13 protein-coding genes are annotated in these 19,298 nt (G+C 74.8%); 9 read left to right on the top strand and 4 right to left on the bottom strand.

Translation table 11 applies throughout. From position 1 onward, the window contains the following. Positions 1–30: 30 nt before the first annotated feature. On the bottom strand, positions 31–951 hold the full coding sequence (locus ACIQV3_RS32795; protein WP_403718705.1) for a hypothetical protein: 921 nt from the start codon (positions 949–951) through the stop codon (positions 31–33). A gap of 260 nt (positions 952–1,211) precedes the next feature. On the opposite strand from ACIQV3_RS32795, the gene ACIQV3_RS32790 reads away from it, so the two are divergent. From ACIQV3_RS32790 to ACIQV3_RS32780, 3 genes are all read left to right on the top strand, one after another. Continuing rightward, positions 1,212–2,372, top strand: a complete 1,161-nt coding sequence (locus ACIQV3_RS32790; protein ID WP_403718703.1) for a sensor histidine kinase — start codon at positions 1,212–1,214, stop codon at positions 2,370–2,372. Continuing rightward, positions 2,369–3,076 carry a response regulator gene (locus ACIQV3_RS32785; RefSeq protein WP_403718701.1) on the top strand — a complete coding sequence of 236 codons (708 nt, stop codon included), beginning with the start codon at positions 2,369–2,371 and terminating at the stop codon, positions 3,074–3,076. The genes ACIQV3_RS32790 and ACIQV3_RS32785 overlap by 4 nt, the downstream gene beginning before the upstream one ends. A 244-nt stretch (positions 3,077–3,320) precedes the next feature. Then, positions 3,321–3,716, top strand: a complete 396-nt coding sequence (locus ACIQV3_RS32780) for a peptidoglycan-binding protein (RefSeq protein WP_403718700.1) — start codon at positions 3,321–3,323, stop codon at positions 3,714–3,716. Positions 3,717–3,962: 246 nt separating this feature from the next. On the opposite strand, the gene ACIQV3_RS32775 is transcribed toward ACIQV3_RS32780, so the two are convergent. The 3 genes from ACIQV3_RS32775 to ACIQV3_RS32765 all read right to left on the bottom strand — a co-directional run bounded on the left by ACIQV3_RS32775 (position 3,963) and on the right by ACIQV3_RS32765 (position 5,886). Beyond that, positions 3,963–4,682 carry a class E sortase gene (locus ACIQV3_RS32775; protein ID WP_403718698.1) on the bottom strand — a complete coding sequence of 240 codons (720 nt, stop codon included), beginning with the start codon at positions 4,680–4,682 and terminating at the stop codon, positions 3,963–3,965. 155 nt (positions 4,683–4,837) lie between these two features. After that, positions 4,838–5,470 carry a sortase domain-bontaining protein gene (locus ACIQV3_RS32770; protein WP_403718696.1) on the bottom strand — a complete coding sequence of 211 codons (633 nt, stop codon included), beginning with the start codon at positions 5,468–5,470 and terminating at the stop codon, positions 4,838–4,840. A 269-nt stretch (positions 5,471–5,739) separates the two neighbouring features. After that, entirely contained in the window at positions 5,740–5,886 is a 147-nt protein-coding gene (locus tag ACIQV3_RS32765) for a hypothetical protein (protein WP_403718691.1), read from the bottom strand. A gap of 51 nt (positions 5,887–5,937) precedes the next feature. Between ACIQV3_RS32765 and ACIQV3_RS32760 the strand changes: the two genes are divergently transcribed. From ACIQV3_RS32760 to ACIQV3_RS32735, 6 genes are all read left to right on the top strand, one after another. Then, complete coding sequence (locus ACIQV3_RS32760; protein ID WP_403718688.1) at positions 5,938–6,324, top strand: ATP-binding protein; 387 nt, start codon at positions 5,938–5,940, stop codon at positions 6,322–6,324. 156 nt (positions 6,325–6,480) lie between these two features. Then, positions 6,481–7,335 carry a DUF4132 domain-containing protein gene (locus ACIQV3_RS32755; RefSeq protein ID WP_403718685.1) on the top strand — a complete coding sequence of 285 codons (855 nt, stop codon included), beginning with the start codon at positions 6,481–6,483 and terminating at the stop codon, positions 7,333–7,335. Beyond that, a complete protein-coding gene (locus tag ACIQV3_RS32750) occupies positions 7,332–12,314 on the top strand; it encodes a hypothetical protein (protein WP_403718682.1) in 4,983 nt (1,660 codons plus the stop codon). The genes ACIQV3_RS32755 and ACIQV3_RS32750 overlap by 4 nt, the downstream gene beginning before the upstream one ends. Then, the gene (locus tag ACIQV3_RS32745; protein WP_403718680.1) at positions 12,311–13,510 is read left to right on the top strand and encodes an AAA family ATPase; all 1,200 of its coding nucleotides are present in this window, start codon (positions 12,311–12,313) and stop codon (positions 13,508–13,510) included. The genes ACIQV3_RS32750 and ACIQV3_RS32745 overlap by 4 nt, the downstream gene beginning before the upstream one ends. 4 nt (positions 13,511–13,514) lie before the next feature. Continuing rightward, positions 13,515–17,387 carry a DUF5682 family protein gene (locus tag ACIQV3_RS32740; RefSeq protein ID WP_403718678.1) on the top strand — a complete coding sequence of 1,291 codons (3,873 nt, stop codon included), beginning with the start codon at positions 13,515–13,517 and terminating at the stop codon, positions 17,385–17,387. Further along, positions 17,384–19,180, top strand: a complete 1,797-nt coding sequence (locus tag ACIQV3_RS32735) for a hypothetical protein (RefSeq protein WP_403718676.1) — start codon at positions 17,384–17,386, stop codon at positions 19,178–19,180. Before ACIQV3_RS32740 ends, ACIQV3_RS32735 begins: the two co-directional genes overlap by 4 nt. The last annotated feature ends 118 nt before the right edge of the window (positions 19,181–19,298 follow it).

Here is a 19,298-nt window from a genome sequence, read left to right as displayed (position 1 = left end):
CCGGCCAGGTTTCCGTATCCGGCCGGAGGATCAGGCATGCCGCGTCCGCCGTGCGCGCCGGGCGGTGAGGGTGAGGCCCAGGGCGGTGACGGCGAGGGTCAGTAGCGTCACCGCGGCGAGTGCGATCAGCGTCTGCCGGTCCGGGTGCGCCACGGACTGGCCGCGTCGTGCCTGCCAGGTGAGGACGGCGAACAACCCCGCGTACCAGCCCGCGAACGCGCCGACGATCAGGGTCCTGACCCCGTCGTCGAGCCGCCGGCGGGAGTGGGTCCCGTACAGGTGCATCACGGCGATGAGCAGCAGGAGGACGTGGATGGCGTGCATGCTGACGAGGTGCGGTACACGGAGGTCTCCGCCGGTCAGGCTCCAGCCGGTGAGCGGCATCCCCCGCCCGTCGGGATCGCCGATCCCGTGACCGCCGCTCAGCACGACCGGGTTCCCGGCCGCGTCCGGGACGGTGCGGGGCTCGCTGGAGAGGGTGCTGAGCCAGACCGCCACGGCCATGCCGGCGGCAGCGAGCGTGAGCCCCGCGCCCAGGGCGACGGTGAGCGCCCGGTCGGTGCCGGATTGGAGCAGCACCAGCGTCGCGATGACCAGGGTGGCCAGGAGGAGCGGCATGACACCGATCGAGAAGGCCGCGCCGACGTTCCGGGCGACGGCGTCGGTGTTCTCGTTGAAGTGGCTGTAGGTGCCGTGGGCGGCGGCGTAGACGACGGCGCAGACGTCGATCACCCCGGCCACCGCGATGACGGCGCCGGTCCACCAGCCCAGCCGACGCCCCTTGTCGAGCCTGCTCAGGAGCCAGGCGAGCGTGACTCCATAGATGCCGAAGGCCAGGCCGAACTTCATCGGTTTGAACCAGAGCGAATCACCCAGGAGTTGGCGGTCGTCGACCAGCGCGGCGACGGTGCAGAGCAGCGAAACGGCAAACATCAGAGCGGAGTTCAGCATGAGTGGGCGATGCCAGTGCGACCTTGCCGGTGAGCGGTTCACGGGTCCTCCAGGGGCGGTGCGGTTCGTGCTCGCCACGCTAGGAATGGAGCCGCCTCGGCCGCGTCCCCTGCCGGAGGCACCCGGCGGACCCCCGCAGGGGTGGCTGCCCGGGCCGCGTACCCCACAGGGACGATGCGCACCCCGCGGTCCCCGGCTAACGTGCGCCCAACAGGGGACAGTCAGCCTCCGGAGCCCCCGGCTGGAAGGACCTGGCAGCGATGCGCCGACCCGCGAACCACCTGAGCACGTGGTGGCCGCCCCGTACGTGGCGGATGCCGGCGGGCCCGCCGCTGCTCGCCCGCCCCGTGGCCGCGGATGCCGTACTCGCCGTGGCCTTCTTCGCCGTCATGCTCGTCGAGCAACGGGGGCCGGCCGCAGGGGAGGACGCGGGCACGACGCGCGCCGTCCTGTTCGCCGCGGCGGTCGCCGGACCGCTGGCCTGCCGCAGGACCGCGCCGCTGGCCTCGTACCTGGTGGGTACCGCGGCCCTGTCCGTCGAAGCGCTGTGGGGCCTGGAGAACCCGCTCTCCCCGTACGCGAACCTGATCGGTCTGTACTCCCTCGGCCTGCACGCGAGCCGCACCCGGGCCTGGACCGGTCCGTTCGCCGCGTTCCTCGGCATGATCGCCTACTTCACCGGACAGCAGGAACGCGACTTCTGGTCCGTGGTGCCGGCCGGGGTGCTGTTCCTGTGGCTCCTCGTCTGGGCCATCGGCTTCGGCGCCGCGCGGCGCCTGGAGGAACGCGATGCGACCCAACTCCGGTTTCGCGAGGAGGTGATCGCGGGGGAGCGCGCCCGGATGGCGCGTGAGCTGCACGACCTCGTCGGCCACACGCTCAATGTGATGCTGATTCAGGCGGGCGCCACCCGCAGGCTGCTCGACCGCGACCCGGAGCGTGCCCGCGAGGTGCTCGGCCAACTGGAAGACTCCGGCCGCGACGCGCTGGAGGAACTCGACCGGGTCCTGGGCCTGTTGCGCCGTACCGAACCGGCCGGATCCCGGCCGAGGCTCGGCGACCTGAGCCGTCTGACGGACCGGATGGCCCAAGCCGGGATCAGTGTGGCGGCGCAGGTGGATCCGGGCCGGGACGAACTCCCCAGCAGCCTCGACATGTCGGCGTACAGGATCGTGCAGGAGGCGCTCACCAACACGGTCAAGCACGCCCGCGCCGGATCCGCCGACGTGACCGTCCGCCGGGTGGGGGACCGACTCGACATCGAGGTCAGCGACGACGGCCGGGGCGCGGTCAACGGCTACGAGCCCGGACGAGGTCTGCTCGGCATCGCCGAACGCGTCTCGATCCTGGGCGGCAGGCTCGAACACGGGCAGGGCGAGCGGGGCGGGTTCCGCCTGCGCGTCTCGCTCCCGGTCCGATGACCCGGCACGCCGAAGGAGCGGCCGGCGACGAGCGACGGATCAAGATCGTGGTGGCCGACGACGACGCCCTGCTCCAGGCCGGCCTCGAGCTGATCCTCGGGACCGAGGACGGCTTGGAGGTGGCCGGGCGGGCGGCGGACGGCATCCAGGCGGTCCGCCTGTGCCACGAACTCGTCCCCGACGTCGTCCTGATGGACGTACGGATGCCCGGCATCGACGGGGTCGAGGCGACCCGGCGGATCGTGGCCGCCGGTCTGCCGACCCGGGTGCTGGTCCTGACGACGTTCCACCACGACGAATACGTATGGAGTGCGATCCGGGCCGGGGCGAGCGGCTTCCTCCTCAAACGCGCCTCCCCCGAACGCCTCATCGAGGCCGTACGGACCGTCGCGGACGGTCAGGCCGTGCTGGACCCGGCCGTCACCCGCGACATCCTGACCCGGCTCGCGGCCCAGCCCGCACCCACGCGCTCGGGGGGCCCACGGGCGCCGGCCGACGCGCGCCTGGAGCGACTCACCGCCCGCGAACGCGAGGTGTTGCGGCAGGTCGCCCACGGCCTGTCCAACACGGAAATCGCCGAGCTGCTTTCCCTCGCGGAATCCACCGTCAAGACCCACGTGAAGCGGATCCTGGCCAAGCTCGACGCCCGCGACCGAGCCCAAGCGGTGGCGATCTCGTACCAGAGCGGCCTGATGCCCACCTGAGGCAGGGGTGGTCGGCGTTGGCCGGTGTCCGGGTCACGCGGCCAGGTGCGGCTCGCGCGGTGCCGGTCTCCTGGAGCAGGCCGGTGCGTGACTCGTCGTGGCGGACGGCACAGGGGCCCCTACCGGGCGAAGCGCATCACCCTCATGTATTGACGTGTCCATGCAAAATCCATCACGCTCTCCACTGCACAGGAAGCAGCACCGACCCCACCTGTCGCGTCCCCCCACTGGCCAAGGAGTTTTCATGCGCAGGAAATTCGCCGCGCTGGCAGCATCGCTTCTCACCGGAGTCGCGCTCGGGATTGCGCCCCTGAGCACGGCGGAAGCCGCCACACCGACCTGTGACTGGGTCGCCTCGTACGCCGGCGCGTGGGTGCCGATGTACAAGGCGGGCAACACCGTGAACTGCAACATGGTCCGCGGCACCAACAGCCCGGCCGTACAGAAGCTCCAGCATTCCATGAACCTCTGCTACGGCGAGAGCCTCGTTGAAGACGGAGACTTCGGCGGGAACACCCGCAACGCACTGATCCGTACTCAGATCAAGGCGGGAACCGCCGCTGACGGGGAGTACGGTCCGAACACCCGTAGGGCCATGCTGCACCAGGGGATCAACGGCGGCTGCATCCGCGTGCCGTAACCCTGCCCCATGCTCGCTCCGCTCTTGTGAACGACGTCGATACAGAACCGCGGATCGGCGTCGTTCGCAGCCGGCCGGACGTACGGGCCGAATCCCTCGCCGACACGACAGAACCCCATCGACCCGGCCCACACCGGGAGTGACGCTCGATGTCAGTGGACTGCGGCAATGATCGCGCGGCCGGCGAAAACCGTCTCCCGGGTACGCGCAGGGGCCCGGCCGCAACCCCGCGAGGGCTGGATGGCGCTATCCGGCAGGCGGCGCTGCGGTCGTCTTGCGAAGAACGCCTATCTTGTCGATGCGGTGCTCGGGATTGCCCTGGGCATCGCTCCAGAAGTTGCCCTCGGCATGGTCTTCCGGGGTAGCGCAGGTCGAGATCGTGATCATGGCCTGGGTCGGGGTCACCCCGGGCTTTCCGGGGACCGCGGCGCGCTGCTCGCTGAGCGAGCGTTCCGACCGGAAGGACGTCTTGCGGCTCGCGGTGATCTCGTACGTGTACTCCACACCGCCCACGGTCACGAGCACCGAGTCGCCCTTCGCCACGGCGGGCAGGTCACGCAGCGGGCCGCCCGCCGACAGGCGGTGCGCGGTGACCAGGAAATTGCCCTCCTGGCCGGGCCCGACCCCGCCATGCTTCCCGTACGGGCTGGCCGCCACACCCTTGTCCTGGATACGGGTGCCGGGCGCATCGTCGGTGGTGCCCTCGTACGGCATCACGCGCAGCCCGGTGATGCCCACCGAGGGTATGGACAGGACGGAGGCTTCGGTCTGCAGGAGGGCAACCGACGGCCCGGACGGCCGTGCGGTGGTGGCGGCCGGGGCCGAAGCGGGTGCCGCTGCCCTCGTCGGCGGTGCGGGAGCCGCCGCGCCGGCGGCAGCCTGAGTGGTGCTGCAAGCCGCCATCAGGACGACCACGGCTCCAGCCGCCGCGGCGGCTGCGGCTCGGGACGGGACATGCAGGGGCATGGGCGCTTCCGTACTGGTCGGCGGGGTCGGCGGGGTCGGCGGGCAGGGCCGAGAGCCGGTGTGCCCGCCAGAGTGACATACGGAGCAAGAGGTCCATAAGGGCTGGAGCTGTGACCTTCGCCCTCCCGGGGACGGACGGCGCGGGAGCGGGACGGTCAGGACGTGGTCGCTGTGAGAACGCCGATCTTGTCGATGCGGTGTTCGGGGTTGTTCTGCGCGTCCCGCCAGTGATTGCCCGCCGCATCGTCCTCGGGCGTGAGGCAGGTGGTCACGGTGATCATCGCGCGGGTAGGGGCGACGCCGGGGAAGCCGGGGACGGCGGCGCGCTGCGCGGCCATGGAGGACGGGGAGCGGAAGGAGGTCGTCCGGGTCGTGGTGATCGTGTACTCGTACCTCACACCGCCGGAGGTCACGACGACGGACGCGCCCGTCGGCAGTGACGGCAGCGCCCGAAGCGGCCCGCCCGCCACGATGCGGTGCCCGGTGACGATGTAGTTGCCGACATCGCCGGGGCCGACGCCACCGGTGGGACCGTGCGGGCTGGCGGCCACGCCGCGGTCCTGGATTCGAGTGCCCGGCGCGTCGTCGGGGCTTCCGCGGTACGGGACGACGGGCAGCCCGGACACGCCGATGGCCGGAATCGACAGCACGGCTGACTGCGGGCTCGGCCCTGCCGCGCGCTCAGCCGCCGCCGCGGGCGCGCCGGGCGTCGTCAGCAGCAGGGCGAGGGCGGCGCTGGTGAGCACCGCCGGGACGGCATGGGAGGCGAGGAACGCGCGCTGGGACATGGTGGTATCCCTTGTCGGCGGCCGGGCCGCGCGGAGTCGGACAGGCCCGGTAGGCCCTTCCAGGGTCGCATACCGGCCGGGTCCGGGTCCGGTCCGGCAGGGCCCCCTTGCCCGTACGCGCCGCTGCCAGGGTGGGAAGCGGCGCTACGACAAGACCGCCACCATCCACCTCGCTGGACTCCACCTCGCCGCCATCTTCATCTGGTCGGCGAGGTGGTCCGAAGGAAACGGCCTCGTGGTACTGGCGGGCCAGCCCGCCGCGGGCCCGGTCAGCGGCGCCCGCGCAGGCGATTCAGCAGTCGGCCGGCCTGTGCGCGCTTGCGGGGGTCGGCAGCGGAACGCCGGGCCGAGGCGGTGAGACGCCGCCCTTGCGGGCTGCGCGCGAACTGCTTGATACGGGTGAGCAACGCGGACATGGTGCCTCCTTGGGGTCGTCAGCCGCGTGTACCCCGTACTGCGGTAGGCATGTGCACTTCAGGCGATGTCCGGCGGCGAGACCCCTTCAGGCCGCTTCGCACGCCCGGCGCGCCCTCGACTCCTGCGCCCCGGCCCGGGAACTGGCCGACCACGGAAGCCTCCTGCTGTCCGAAGCGGTCGCCAACGCCGTCGAGCACACGACCAGCGACGAGCTGCGCTTGGTCATCCAGCACGATGAAACCGCAGGCCGTCTGGTGTGCGCGGTCCATGACGACAGCGCCGACCTGCCCCGTTCCGAAGGCATGGTCTCCGGCTGCGCGGAGCGGGAATCAGGCCGGGGCCTCGCGATCATCGCCGCGCTCAGCCTGTCCTGGGGCTTCAGCACGGATGGCTTCGGCACGTGGATGTGGTTCTGCCTCGAAGCTTCAGCCACCTGATCCATAACGGGCCCCGCCCTCCCTGTGGAGCTGCCGGAAGCATTGTCCGAGGCTGCCCCTAGAGTCACACCAACGTGATCGCGGCGGCGCTGCGACCGGGGGTGTGCCATGCCGTGCCATGCCCCGGACCAGGCCGTCTGACCGAGGAGACAGCACATGGGGTGGGTTCCGGCCGGCGACTACGAAGTCGCCCTCGACGACGGGAAAGTGGTCTGCCGCAACGCGGCGGGTCGCCGGCTGAAGACGGTCCCGGGGAAACTCGCGGACGACCCGGCCGTGGTCGGCCTGCGCCAGCTGGTGGAGTGGCTGGATCGGCACCAACGCCAATGCGTCGCCGACGTGGAGCGCTGGATGGTGCGCTCGCTGCCCGTCCCCGTCGCGGTCATCGTCCAGGTGTGGCAGGACACGGCCTGGCGCTCCGCGCTGTACGACCTCGTCGTCACGGGCGAGGACGGCGAAGTCGCGGGATTCCTGCGCGACGCCGACCCCGTACGGGGCCTCGGCCTGGTCGATCTCGACGGCGACACGGTGCGCATCAGCCCCGAGCTGGTCCGCATCCCGCACCCGGTGCTGCTGGCGGACCTGGAAGAACTCCGTGAGTTCGCGGTCGAACTCACCGTGGACCAGCGGGTGCAGCAGCTCTTCCGCGAGGTCTGGCACCGCCCGGCGGAACTGGACCCGGAGACCGCCTCGGTCGACGACTACGCCGGCGGCGCCTTCAAGGAACTGCGGTTCCTGCACGGGCGCACCACCCAACTCGGCTACCGGGCCCGCGGCGGCCAGGCGGTGTGCCCGGTCGTCGAGGACGGCGCGACGGTCGAGGCGCGCATCTGGATCGGCGACTACGACGGCTACGAGCGGACCGAGACCGGCTCGCTCACCTGGACCGACGCCGCGGGCCGGGCACTGACCGCCGGACAGGTCGGCCCGGTCGCCTGGTCGGAAGGCATGCGCATGGCGGCGGCCCTGTACGCGGGACGCGACATCGATGACGAGGAGCAGGCGGCATGAACACCGACGACATTACCCGGGCCGCGGCCCTGCTGGACGCCGGGGCGATCCTGCGCGCCGGCACCGTCGCCCGCGACGACGCCGACACCCTCACCGCCCGCGCCTACACCCACCCGGCTCTGGACGACCGGCGCGTGGTGCGCCTGGTGGCGGGCACCCTGGGCGAGGCCGAGGACCTGGCACTGGACTTCCTCGGACTCGCCCGCGAGCCCGACGCCCCCGAAGTGGGGCAAGTGCGCCGCGAGACACTGGGCTTCCCCGCCTGGGCCTTGGTCAACGATCCGGCCAACGGCCACCACGCGCTGGCCCTGGTCAAGGACATGGAACGGCTGGCCCGCCAGGCCAAAACCCGGGCCGGCGCCGCCAAGGACGGCTTCGAGGCACTCGCCACCCGGCTCGGCCGCGCCGTACCGCACTTCCTGCCGACGTTCTACGAGCAGGCCGCGCGCGTCTTCCTCCAGCACGACAACAGCACCTACGCCGCGACGCTCTTCGGCAAGGCGCGCGCCGCCGAGCGCGTCCACGGCCTGCCGGTCGACGAGGAGCGGCAGCGGGCCGTCTTCCTGGAGTTCGCCTTCGCCGGGGCCCTGACCGTCAAGGCGCTCAAGGACCACGCGCAGGACCTTTCGCGCCGTCTCGACCCGACCGAGGCCTGGGCGCAGTTCCGGCAACTCGCCGTCGAACGCTGCGGTGCGGGCATGGCGCCGTACGCCGCCCTGCCGCAGGACGCCCGCGCGCTCGTCAAGGCCGCGGGCCTGGACCGGGAGACCGCCGAGAGTGCCTTCGTCGGCGACCTGATCACCTCACCGAGCATCGTCCGGGCCCCCGCGTCGTTCTGGACCGCCTACCGCCCGACCCTGGTGGCGCTCGCCGCCGCACGACCGGAGATCCGTACCCGGCTGTTGGAGATCATGCCGACCGGCCTCGGCGGCGACCGGAAGGCCGACGAGGCCTGGCTGTCGCTGCTCGCGGAGACGGGCGCGGACGCCCTGCTCACCGACGCGGAGAACACGGACGGCGTCGACCCCGCGGACTGGCTCAGCCGCTGGGCCCTGCACCGCAAGCACGGCTCGTCCAGTTCGGAGCGCTGCGCGCGCACCCTCGCCCTCGTCGAGCGCATGGCCCCCCGGCTGCGCGCCGACGGCCGCCCGGTCGATCTCTTCCAGGGACGCTGGCACGCGGGCGCCGACCTGGACCTGCTCGACGCCTGCGTCGCCTGGGACGTCCCCGTCACCGAACCGGCGGCGGGCGCCAACGTCCACCTCCCGCTGGAGCGCTGGACCGGCGACGACACCCCGGGCCGCCGCGACCTGACGGCCGTCGCCGGCCGCCCCCGCTTGCGCGGACTGCTCTACGACGCGCTGAACGGCATGAACGGCCATCGCTCGAAGGACTCCGTACTCGCCGCGATCGCCGCCCACCCGGTGCTCGGCGCCGTGCTCCACGACTGGCTGCGCGATCGCGCAGCGGAACTCACCGGGGCGGCGGGACTGCCCGGCTCGCGAGCGGCGCTCCGGCGTCTGTCGTCCTTCCGCGCGGTCGCCGGCCAGGTCAACCCGGAGGCCATCGCCCGGATCGCCGCCCACGACCTGGCGCCGGTCCTCGGCGCGACCCTGCGCGCGGGCGTTCTGGACGAACTGGGCTGGCCCGCCCTGGAGGAGACCTACCGGCGGCTCGACACCGACCGGACCGACCAGCACCACTGGATGGTGGTCGCCGAGGCCTGGCCCGCCCTGGTCCTCGCCAACCGCCACACGGCCGTCGTGGTCGGTCCCGAAGGGGTGCTGCTCGAACACGAGCTGCGCCTGCCCGCCGACCTGGACCGCTGGCGGCGCCCCCGCTTCCGGTACACCGACGGCGAACTGCTGGTCATATGGGCGGAGGACGGCAAGCAGCGCGCGTACTGGTCGAACCGCCCCGGCGAACCCTTCACCCTCGGCGGCGAGCAGCTGCCGCAGTGGTGGAACGGGCAGGACGTCGGCTCCCCGTCGCTGCCACTGCCCGGCGGCGGCCGCGCCACCGGCGGCCGCACCCTGCACGCGGGCGACACCACCCTGCCGTCCACCCGGCCCGTGCTGGGCGACGGCACCGGACACTGGCGGCAGGGCAAGCAGGGCCGCGACCACTGCTGGGTCGAGTACGACCCGGCGGGCGGCACCCACGGCCGTGCTTCGCTGCCCGCCTTCCTGCAGTCGGGAATCCGCGACGGCGCCCGCCTCGTGACCGAGGAATGCGAGGTCCTGCCGCTGTTCCCGGGCCTGGAGACCACGCCGTTCGGCACCGACGGCACCGTACTGGGCCGCTGGGTGCGCACCGAGGGACAGGACCCCGACCGCCGCGTCACCTCCGGGACCCCCGACGGGCGGACCGTCACCCTGGCCGTCGCGCCGGGCCGCCGGGACCGCCCCGTACCGCTGGGCGCCCTGCGGCTGCCGGGCGGAGCCGCGCCTCTCGCCGCCCTCGTGGGCGGTACCGTCGAGCTCCATCCGGCGGGCGCCGTCACCACCGACGCGCTGGGATCGGTCCCCCTGGGAGAGCAGGGCGGCGAGTACGCCGCCGGCACCCGGTACGTCCCGCCGCCCGCGTTCTGGCACGCCCTGCGCCCGCGCGACGAGCGGGGCTCGGCCGCCCTGCGCGCGGTCACCGACGCGCGGATCGCGACCCTCCTCGACGCCGTCGCCACGGCGCTGGCCGGACGGCAGGCCGCGGTCGCCGCCGACAAGTCGTACGACGGCCCCTCCGCGGACGAGCTCATCGAGGCAGCCGTCGCCACGGCGCTCCCCGAGCTGACCGACGCCCGGCTGCTCACCGGCGTGAGCGTGCTCGTGCGGACGGCGGCCCGCCATCGCGCCGACATCGCCGCGTACGTCGCACCCCCGCGGGTCGACGGGCACGGCGGGAAGCGGCACTGCGACGGGATGTACGCCGACCACCGGCCCGTCCACGGGGACGACGCGACCCTGACCGCCGCCGTGGACGGGATCACCGCGCCGGGCAGACACGGCTACTGGGGGCGCGAAGCGAAGTGGAGCGGCCTCCAGCAGATCCTCTCCGTCAACCAGGTCCTGTCCGGCAAGCCCGCCGACGGCAAGCCGCTGCCCGATCCCACCGCGTTGCCGGCACTCGGCGGCGGCTGGACGAGCGAGACCCACACCGTCCCCGGCATCGACCTGGGCTGGCTGCCGTTCCTGGACACCCTGGGCCCCCTCGCCTACCGCGCCGCCGCCCCCACCACGACCGACGAACACCGGGAGGCGTTGCTCCTCCTCCTGGAAGCGGTCGCCACCGGCCCGCTCGCCAACCCCGCGGGCGCCCTGCGACAGGTCCTGCTGTGCGAGGAGGACAGCGAGGACCAGGTCGGCAGGAAGCAGCGGATCGGCCAGGTGCTGCGCCGCGGCGACCGCACGGTGGTGATCCTCGGCCGGGAGCACACCCAGCGCAACGACCGGGTCCACTGGCTCGCCCTCGACCACGACCCGGAAGGGGCGTTCGGCCAGATAGGCGGCTTCACCCACCACGAGGACCAGCGGTACACCCCCGCCTTCCCGCCGGAGCGCCTGCTGCCGCTGATCCGCCTCGTCCGCGAGCGCGGCGCCGCGCCGTGGCGGCCCGAGGCGCCCGTCGCACTCGACGCCGCCACCGGCATCGGGCCGGTACAGGCCGCCCTCCTCGTCGCGGCGGGGACCGGTGAACTCGACGCGGCGGGGCTGGCCCTGGTGGGCCTCAAGGCCCGGCAGGCCGAACGGGCCGACGCCAGGCTGAGCGCCCTCGGCCGCACCAACCGGCTGGCATTGCTGGACGCGCTGCTGCCCGCCGACCCCGCCGACCTGTGGGAGACCGGCCCCGACACCGCGGCGGCAGCCAAGACCTGGGCGGAGCGCCTGGGGTCGCTGGTCCGGCTGCCGGAGGAGCTGGGAGACGTCCTGGCCGGCGTCTCCATCGCGTCGGCGGAAGCCGTCCTCAACCCCGGCACCACCGCGTGGCTCAGCCGCACCACCACGATGCGGCTCGACAAGGACGGCCACCTCGTGGCGGAGGACCCGGCCGCGGTCCCGGGCCGGGGCCACCTCACGAGCGCGGTGGCCGCGCTCAGCGGGCTCGCCTACGGGCTGCCGTACGGCCATCCGCTGCGTGCCCACCTGCCGGCCGGACTCGCCGCGCTGCGCAGCCGCCTGGCCGACCCCGGCCTCATCCTCGACCTGGACGTGGAGTGGACGGAGAAGGGCACCGCGACCGCGGCCCCGCTGCGCACCGCGTACGGCCTGCCCGCGACGGGAGGGGCGGGAGCCGACGGCCTCACCCGCCTCGGGGACGCCCTCGTGCTGCGCCCCTGGTACGGCGACACCGAGATGACGTTGGTGCGTACGGCCGGGATCACCGGCGCGGACGATCCCGTGCTCGGGCTGCTCGAAGGGCTGGTCGGCCCGGGCCGTGGCCACTCCCTGACCGCCGTGCGGGACCTGCTCGGCGACGACCTGGAACAGGCCGTCCTGGCCGGGGCGGCTCCCGGCGGCTTCACCGGCTACGCCCAGGACCCCGCCCGCTCGGTACCGGAGCTGGTCGCCGAGGTGGCCGCGGCCCACGGGCTGGGCGACGACGCGGCCGTGCTCTACCTGCAACTGCTCGCGCTGCCCGACCCGACCGACCGCGACCGCGCCCGGTGGACCGGCTGGACGCCGGGCCGGTCGAAGAAGGCCAGGACCGAACTGGCCGCCACCGGACTGGTCCTGGAGGCCAAGCGGTCCCGCGCGGGCCGCACCCTGTTCCTGCCCTGCGGCTGGCACGACTTCAAGGCCCCCGCCCTGCCGGTGGAGACCTGGAAGGAACCCCTCTACCCGCTCCGCGACCACACCCGGGCCGTGCCGCGACTGCCGGTGCCCGCCCTGTTCGCCCGCGCATGGGGCCGTGTCAAGGACGGCGACGCCCCCGCCTTCGAAGAACTCACCACCCGTGCCACCCGGAAGGGCCGCCGCCGATGACCACCGACACCACCGACACCACCGCCCCCGCACCCGCACCCGCCCTCGCGTCCGCCCGGCAGGTCAGCCCGCCCGAGGACCGCCACGCCACCGAACTGGCCTTCCTCGCCGCCTACGACGACGGCCCCCGCCCGCCCGCCTGGCTGCTGAGCCCGCGCGCCGTCGTCACCTTCGTGATGGGCAGCGCGGGCGAGGCCCTGAGGCTGCCCGAGGGCGCCGCGGTGCCCGACGGCGTCCCGCGCAAGCTGGTGGTCGAGCAGAAGTTCGTCGGCGACCGCGCCCTGGTGGAACGCTGCGTCGTCACCCTCGCCGGAGAGCGGGGGCTGCTGCTCGTCGGCGAGCCCGGCACCGCGAAGTCGATGCTTTCCGAGCTGCTGTCCGCCGCCGTGTGCGGCACCAGCGGCCTGGTGGTGCAGGGCACCGCCGGCACCACCGAGGACCAGCTCAAGTACGGCTGGAACTATGCGCTGCTCTTGGCCCAGGGCCCCACCCGGCAGGCCTTGGTGCCCTCCCCGGTCCTCACCGCCATGACCCGTGGCGCGGTGGCCCGCGTCGAGGAGATCACCCGCTGCCTGCCCGAGGTCCAGGACGCCCTGGTCTCACTCCTGTCGGAACGGCGCATCGCCGTCCCGGAACTGGCCGGCAGCGCCGACGCGCTCGCCCACGCCGCCCCCGGCTTCACCCTCATCGCGACCGCCAACCTCCGCGACAGGGGCGTCTCCGAGATGTCCGCGGCCCTCAAGCGCCGCTTCAACTTCGAGACCGTCGGCCCCATCGGCGACCTGGACGCCGAGACCGCCCTGGTACGCCGCCAGGCCCACGCGGCCGTCACCCGGGCCGGTGCCCCCTTCCAGGTGGACGACGCCGTACTCGAAGCACTCGTGACGGCCTTCCGCGACCTGCGCGACGGGCGGTCGGCCGAAGGCTGGGAGGTCGAGCGCCCCTCCACGGTGATGAGCACCGCGGAGGCGGTGTCCGTGGCCGGTTCGCTGGCCCTGGCCGCCGCGTACTTCCCCGGCGACCGGGACGTGCTCTCCCTGCTCCCCGGCCACCTGCTCGGCGTGGTCCGCAAGGACGACCCGGCCGACGCCGCGCGGCTGCTGGGCTACTGGGACGGCGCGGTGCGCCGCCGCGCCGAGCAGGGTTCGGCGACCTGGCGCACCCTGTGGGACCTGCGTCCGGCCCTGGAGAGCTGAGACCATGACCATTCCGTCCCCGGCCGCCTCCACGGTGGAAGCCGCCACCGCCCCGGCCGCCTCCACGGTGGAAGCCGCCACCGCCCCGGCCGCCTCCACGGTGGAAGCCGCCACCGCCCCGGCCGCCTCCACCGCCCCCGCCATGACTCCGGACGAGGCGGTGGCGGCCCTGACCGACCCCGCCACTCCGTACCTCATCGGCGTGCGCCACCACGCGCCGTCGCTCGCCGCCGTCATGCCGGAACTACTGGACGCGGCGAAGCCCGAGGTGCTGCTCGTCGAGCTCCCCGCGGATCTGCAGGAGTGGCTGCCCTGGCTCGCCCACGCCGACACCCGGGCCCCCGTCGCCCTGGCCGCCGTCCCCGCCGCCTCCGGTGGGGGCGGCGCGGGGGAGGGGCGCGGGCCCGCCTTCTACCCGTTCGCCGACTTCTCTCCCGAACTCGTCGCCCTGCGCTGGGCCGCCCGCCACGACATCCCCGTGATCGCCTGCGACCTTCCGCTCTCCGATCCCGCCCGGCACGAGCCCCGGCGCCCGGCCGGGGCGGGCCACGAAGGACCCGGGCTGCGCGAGGCGCTCACCGCCCGCCTCACCGGCCGTCCCGGCGAGGACCTGTGGGACCGCCTGGTGGAAACCGCCGCCCCCGGCTCCCCGCCCGAGGCACTGCGCCGTGCCGCCCTGCTCACGGGCTGGGCACTGCGGCACGACGCCGAACGCGCGGGGTCGGTGGCCGAATCGGACCTGGCCCGCGAGCGCTGGATGCGCGCCCGGATCGACGAGGCCACGGCCGCCGGCCGCCGGGCCGCCGTGGTCGTGGGCGCCTTCCACACCCCGGCGCTGCTGGGCCCCGGGCCCGGCCCGGTGCCGCCCGAGGACACGCTCCCCAGCGCTGCGGCCTGGACCGTCTCGCTCATCCCGTACACCTATCCGCTGCTGGACGAGCGGTCCGGCTACCCGGCGGGCATCCGCGACCCCGAATGGCAGCACCTCGTCCTGGAAGCGGCGGGCCGTCCGGCCGCCATATACGAGGCACTGCTCACCACGGCCGTACGGATCTGCGGCGAACTGCGCGCGCAGGACCACCCCTCGGGGCCGGCGGACGCCCGCGAGATCGTCCGGCTGGCGGGCGACCTCACCCGGCTGCGCGGCCTGCCCGCGCCCGGCCGCGGCGAACTCATCGAGGCCGTGCAGACCGTACTGACCCAGGGCGAACCGCTCGGCCGCGGGCGAGCGGTCGCCCGATCCCTGGAACGGGTCCTGGTCGGCACCCGCTCCGGCCGGCCCGCGCCCGCCGCCCCGCGCAGCGGTCTGGCACCGGCTGTGGAGGACGAGGTCGCGGCCCTGGGCCTGCCCGGTCCCGCCGACACCGGCCCCGCCGTCCGCGACCTGCGGCTCGACCCCCTGCGCTCGGACCTCGACCGCCGCCGCGAACTCCTGCTGCGCCGGCTGACGGTCTGCGGCATCCCCTACGCCACGTCGACGCCCGTCACGGGCGCCGGCGCGGGCGAGGCCGTGACCACCCGGTGGGAGGTGCGCTGGACCCCGGCCACCGCCGCCATGCTCACCGCCGCCGCAATCCGCGGCGTCACCCCGGCCCAAGCCGCCGAAGGCCTGCTGCGCGAACGGCGCCGCGCCGAACAGGGCGACGGAGGGCCCACCGCCGCCCAGAGCATCGACGGCCTCGCGGAGGCCGCTGCCTGCGGATTGCCCGGGCTGGCCGACGTACGGCTCACGGAACTGGGCGAGGGCCTCCCGGCCACCGGCACACTGCCCCAACTGCTGGCCGCCCTCGGCCTGCTGGACCGCATCCGGGCCGGCCACGTCGCCGGACTCGGCCCGGACCCGGGCCGCGCCGCGCGGTCGGCGGCGGTCGGCGAACTGCTCACCTCGGCCGCCGTCCGCCAGGTCGACGGCCTCACCGGCTCCGACGACCCCGACGACGCCCGGGCACTGCTCGAACTCGCCCACCGCGCGGACGTCTTCGGCGGGATCCGGCTCACCGACGCCCTCACCCGGCTGGCCGCCGACGGCTCGCCGCTGATGTCCGCCGCGGCCGGAGCCGTCCGCGTCCTGCTCGGCCACGAGGACGCCCACGCCTTCGGCACCCGTACCGCGTCCTGGGTGGACGCGGCCACCGACGCCGCCACCCGGACCGCGCTGACCGCCCGCCTCATCGGCCTGCTCACCGCGGCCGCCCCGCTCCTGGAGACCATGGCCCCCGTACTCGACCCGGTGCTGGACCGGGTCACCGACCTCGCGGACGCCGCCTTCCTGGACCGCCTGCCCGCGCTGCGCGGCGGCTTCGACACGCTCAGCCCCGCCGCCCGCGACCGGCTGCTCACGGCAGTGGAGGACCGGCTCGGCGACGCCGCGGGCCTGGTCACCGACACGGACGGCATCGACCCGGCCGCGCTGGCGCTGTGGACCCGCGCCGACCTCGCCGCCCGCGAGACCCTGGCCCGGCTGGGCCTCCTGCCCCCCGCCCTTCCGGAGGGTCCCGACGTCCGCGGACCGTCCGCGACGCCGCCGCCGCACCACGGCGATCACCGTCCCGCCGCACCATCACGGGCCCCCCTGGCGGCGCCCACGACCCCTGATCCGACCGGCCCGCCACCGCACGCCCCCGGCCACCCGCCGGCCCCGGACGCCACCGCGCCCGGCGGCACCGCCGACCGCGCGACCGCACAACGGGCCGGCCTGCCACCGGCAGCGGCCCTGGCGACGCCCGCCGCATCCGGGGGCGCGGCCGGGAAGGCGGCACCCGCGCGGGAGCGCGTCCTGGCCCCCGCCGACCGCTGGCGACTGGTGCTCGGCCGCCGCACCGACCAACTGCCCCCATCGGCGGCGCCGCTGGCCACCGCGCTGGACGAGCTGTACGGCAACGGCCGCGGCGAGGGCTCCCGCGGCGATCTCGGCTCGGGCAGCCGCGGCGGCCGCCAGGCGTCCTACCCCGGCGTCCGCGAATGGTCCGAGGAACTGTCCGCCCTCTTCGGCCCCGGCATCCGGGAGGAGGTCCTCGCCGCGGCCGCCGCGGCCGGCCGCCGCGACGTCCTGGGCGAACTCGACCCCGCCGCCGTCCGCCCCTCCGTCGACCTGCTGCGTACGGTCCTCCAGCACGCGGGCGGCCTCCCCGAGGCCCGGCTCGGGGCGCTGCGCCCCCTGGTCCGCCGGCTCGTCGACGAACTCACCCGGCAGCTGGCCACCCGGCTGCGCCCCGCCCTGACCGGCATGACGGTGCCCCGACCGACCAGACGCCCCGGCGGACAGCTCGACCTGGCCCGGACCCTGCGCGCCAACCTCGCCACCGCGCGCCGGACCCCCGGCGGCAGCGTCCAGGTCATCCCCGAGCACCCGGTGTTCCGCTCCCGTGCCCGCCGCGCCGCCGACTGGCGGTTGATCCTGGTCACCGACGTCTCCGGCTCCATGGAGGCCTCCACCATCTGGTCGGCGCTCACCGCCGCCGTCCTGGCCGGGGTGCCCACCGTCTCCACCCACTTCCTCGCCTTCTCCACCGAGGTCATCGACCTCACCGACCACGTGCACGACCCGTTGTCCCTGTTGCTGGAGGTACGGGTCGGCGGCGGCACCCACATCGCCGCCGGGCTGCGCCACGCCCGCACCCTGGTGACCGTGCCGTCCCGCACCCTGGTCGTCGTGATCAGCGACTTCGAGGAGGGCCATCCGGTCGGCGGGCTGCTCTCCGAAGTGCGCACCCTCGTCGGGGCCGGGTGTCACGTACTCGGCTGCGCGAGCCTGGACGACGCCGGCCGCCCCCGATACTCGACCGGCGTCGCCGGGCAGCTCGTCACCGCCGGGATGCCGGTGGCCGCCCTCAGCCCGCTCGAACTCGCCCGCTGGGTAGGGGAGAAGATCGCATGAGCCAGCACGGCCAGCACGGCCAGCACAGCCAGCACGGCCAGCTCCTGCCCGCTGTCGCACCCGCCGTGACCGCCGAGATCGTCGGCGCGCTCTCGCCCAGGCTGCGCAAGCGGCTCGACGCCGCCATCACCAAGATCGCCGACCGGCCCGTCACCCGCGACGGCGACACCGTACGGATCGCCGTAGACGACGAGACCGGCCTGGAACTCCACGCCCCCGCCGGGGTGGTGGCCACGGCGGACGCGATCCGCTGCGGCTGCCTGCTCGCCCCGGGCTGCCTGCACCGGGCGGCGATCGCGTCCGCCGCGCCGGTGGCCGACCCCGTGGCCGGCCCGCTCCCCGACGCGGACGCCGGGGCATCGTCCCCCGGCGAGGACGCCGGATCCCCGGAGCCGCCGCGGGCCGAGGAGAGCGAGGCCACCCCTGAGCAGCGTGCCGCGGCCGCCCAGCTATGGGCCGCGGGCGCCGCCGTACTGGACACGGGCATCGAAGGCGCCGGAGCAGTCCTGCAGTCCGAACTGCTGCGGGCGGCCCACAGCGCCAAGCTCGGCGGCCTGCCCCGCCCGGCGGCGGCCGCCGTCTCCGTCGTCACCGCGCTGCGCTCCGCCCGCTCCGCCGACCCCGCCCACCGCCTCGCCGACCTCACGGCAGCCGTGCGTGAACTGCTCGGCACCGCCCACCGGCTGCCCGAGGCCACCGGCTCCGAACTGGCCGCCCTGCGCGGCACCGCCCGGCAGACCTACGTACCGGACGGATCCCTGCGCCTGTACGGCCTTTTCACCGAACCCCTGATCACGGCCGGCGGCTACGCGGGTGCCATCACCTGGACCGCCGCCGCCGGCGGCCGCCTCTACACCGTCTCGGACATCGCCCCGGGCGGCCCCGGCCGTGCCACGGCGGCAGCCGGGCGCACCGTACGCCTGGGCGATACCGCGCTCACCCACCGCCAGCTGTCCCACGCCGGGCTCGCCCTGTCGGGGGCCACGGTCTCGCCCACCGGCCGTCTCGGCGCGGGCGCCGGGAGCAAGGCGGTCCAGGCGGCCGGCGCGGCCTGGACGGACGACCCCGTCGCCGCCCTGTGGGACCCGCCGGCCGCCGCGCAGGCCGCGCGCGCCCTGCACTCCGAGGCTCCCGGCGCCGACCTGCTCTTCCTCGACGTGACGATCCTGGGCCCCGCCCGCGAGACCGGCGGCGACTACCTCCTCGCCGTGTGCGACGACCTGACGCTCCGCCTCACCGCGGCCCACGACCATCCCGCGCTGGCGTACCGCGACAACCTCCGGATGCTGGCAGCCCTGCCCGGCACGCGCCTGCGCGTCGTAGGCCGCCTCGTCCCGGACTCCCGGCCCACCCTCCAGCTCCTGGCGGCCGCCCATCCGGCCGATCCTGCCCGGCGCGTCGACCTCGGCCTGGACCGGCTGCAGCGCGCCGACCTCCCCTCCGCCCCGCCGCCGCCCACCGCGCAGGTCCCCACCGGCCGGGGGGCGGACCCGGCCCCCCTCCACCTCCTGCGCCGCCGCCTCGAACAGGCCGTCGCCGCCGGACGCCCCTTCCTGGCCGTCCCCGGATCGCTGTCGGCCGACGCCGGGCAACTGCGCCGCTCCGCCCTCCCCACCGCCGCCGACCTCCTGGCCGAACTGCAACGCACCGCCACCCGGCGCGCCCGCGACCCCTTCGGCCGCCTGCTCCCCGCCGACCCGACCGACTTCGCCCGCGCCTGGCTGGGCGCGGCCCTGTATGCCGAGACGGCCGAAACCTCACTGTGCGCGGAGGCGTGGCAGCCGGACCGATGAGGACGGCGGCGGTGGTTCTCCATCTGTCGGGCGGGACGCGATCGGCGTGAACACGTCCTCGCCCCCAGACGAACCCCACGGCACGGAGAGCACAGAAATCCTGCACGTTGCGCACACC

The organism is Streptomyces sp. NPDC099050 (genome assembly GCF_044759865.1).
Taxonomy (GTDB): Bacteria; Actinomycetota; Actinomycetes; order Streptomycetales; family Streptomycetaceae; genus Streptomyces.
This window is presented reverse-complemented; position numbering and strand designations above follow the sequence as displayed.

Bases quoted from the DNA above. Each gene is read 5' to 3' on its own strand.
- ACIQV3_RS32795 (WP_403718705.1), bottom strand. From the start codon at position 951: ATGCTGAACTCCGCTCTGATGTTTGCCGTTTCGCTGCTCTGCACCGTC.
- ACIQV3_RS32790 (WP_403718703.1), top strand. From the start codon at position 1,212: ATGCGCCGACCCGCGAACCACCTGAGCACGTGGTGGCCGCCCCGTACG.
- ACIQV3_RS32785 (WP_403718701.1), top strand. From the start codon at position 2,369: ATGACCCGGCACGCCGAAGGAGCGGCCGGCGACGAGCGACGGATCAAG.
- ACIQV3_RS32780 (WP_403718700.1), top strand. From the start codon at position 3,321: ATGCGCAGGAAATTCGCCGCGCTGGCAGCATCGCTTCTCACCGGAGTC.
- ACIQV3_RS32775 (WP_403718698.1), bottom strand. From the start codon at position 4,682: ATGCCCCTGCATGTCCCGTCCCGAGCCGCAGCCGCCGCGGCGGCTGGA.
- ACIQV3_RS32770 (WP_403718696.1), bottom strand. From the start codon at position 5,470: ATGTCCCAGCGCGCGTTCCTCGCCTCCCATGCCGTCCCGGCGGTGCTC.
- ACIQV3_RS32765 (WP_403718691.1), bottom strand. From the start codon at position 5,886: ATGTCCGCGTTGCTCACCCGTATCAAGCAGTTCGCGCGCAGCCCGCAA.
- ACIQV3_RS32755 (WP_403718685.1), top strand. From the start codon at position 6,481: ATGGGGTGGGTTCCGGCCGGCGACTACGAAGTCGCCCTCGACGACGGG.
- ACIQV3_RS32750 (WP_403718682.1), top strand. From the start codon at position 7,332: ATGAACACCGACGACATTACCCGGGCCGCGGCCCTGCTGGACGCCGGG.
- ACIQV3_RS32745 (WP_403718680.1), top strand. From the start codon at position 12,311: ATGACCACCGACACCACCGACACCACCGCCCCCGCACCCGCACCCGCC.
- ACIQV3_RS32740 (WP_403718678.1), top strand. From the start codon at position 13,515: ATGACCATTCCGTCCCCGGCCGCCTCCACGGTGGAAGCCGCCACCGCC.
- ACIQV3_RS32735 (WP_403718676.1), top strand. From the start codon at position 17,384: ATGAGCCAGCACGGCCAGCACGGCCAGCACAGCCAGCACGGCCAGCTC.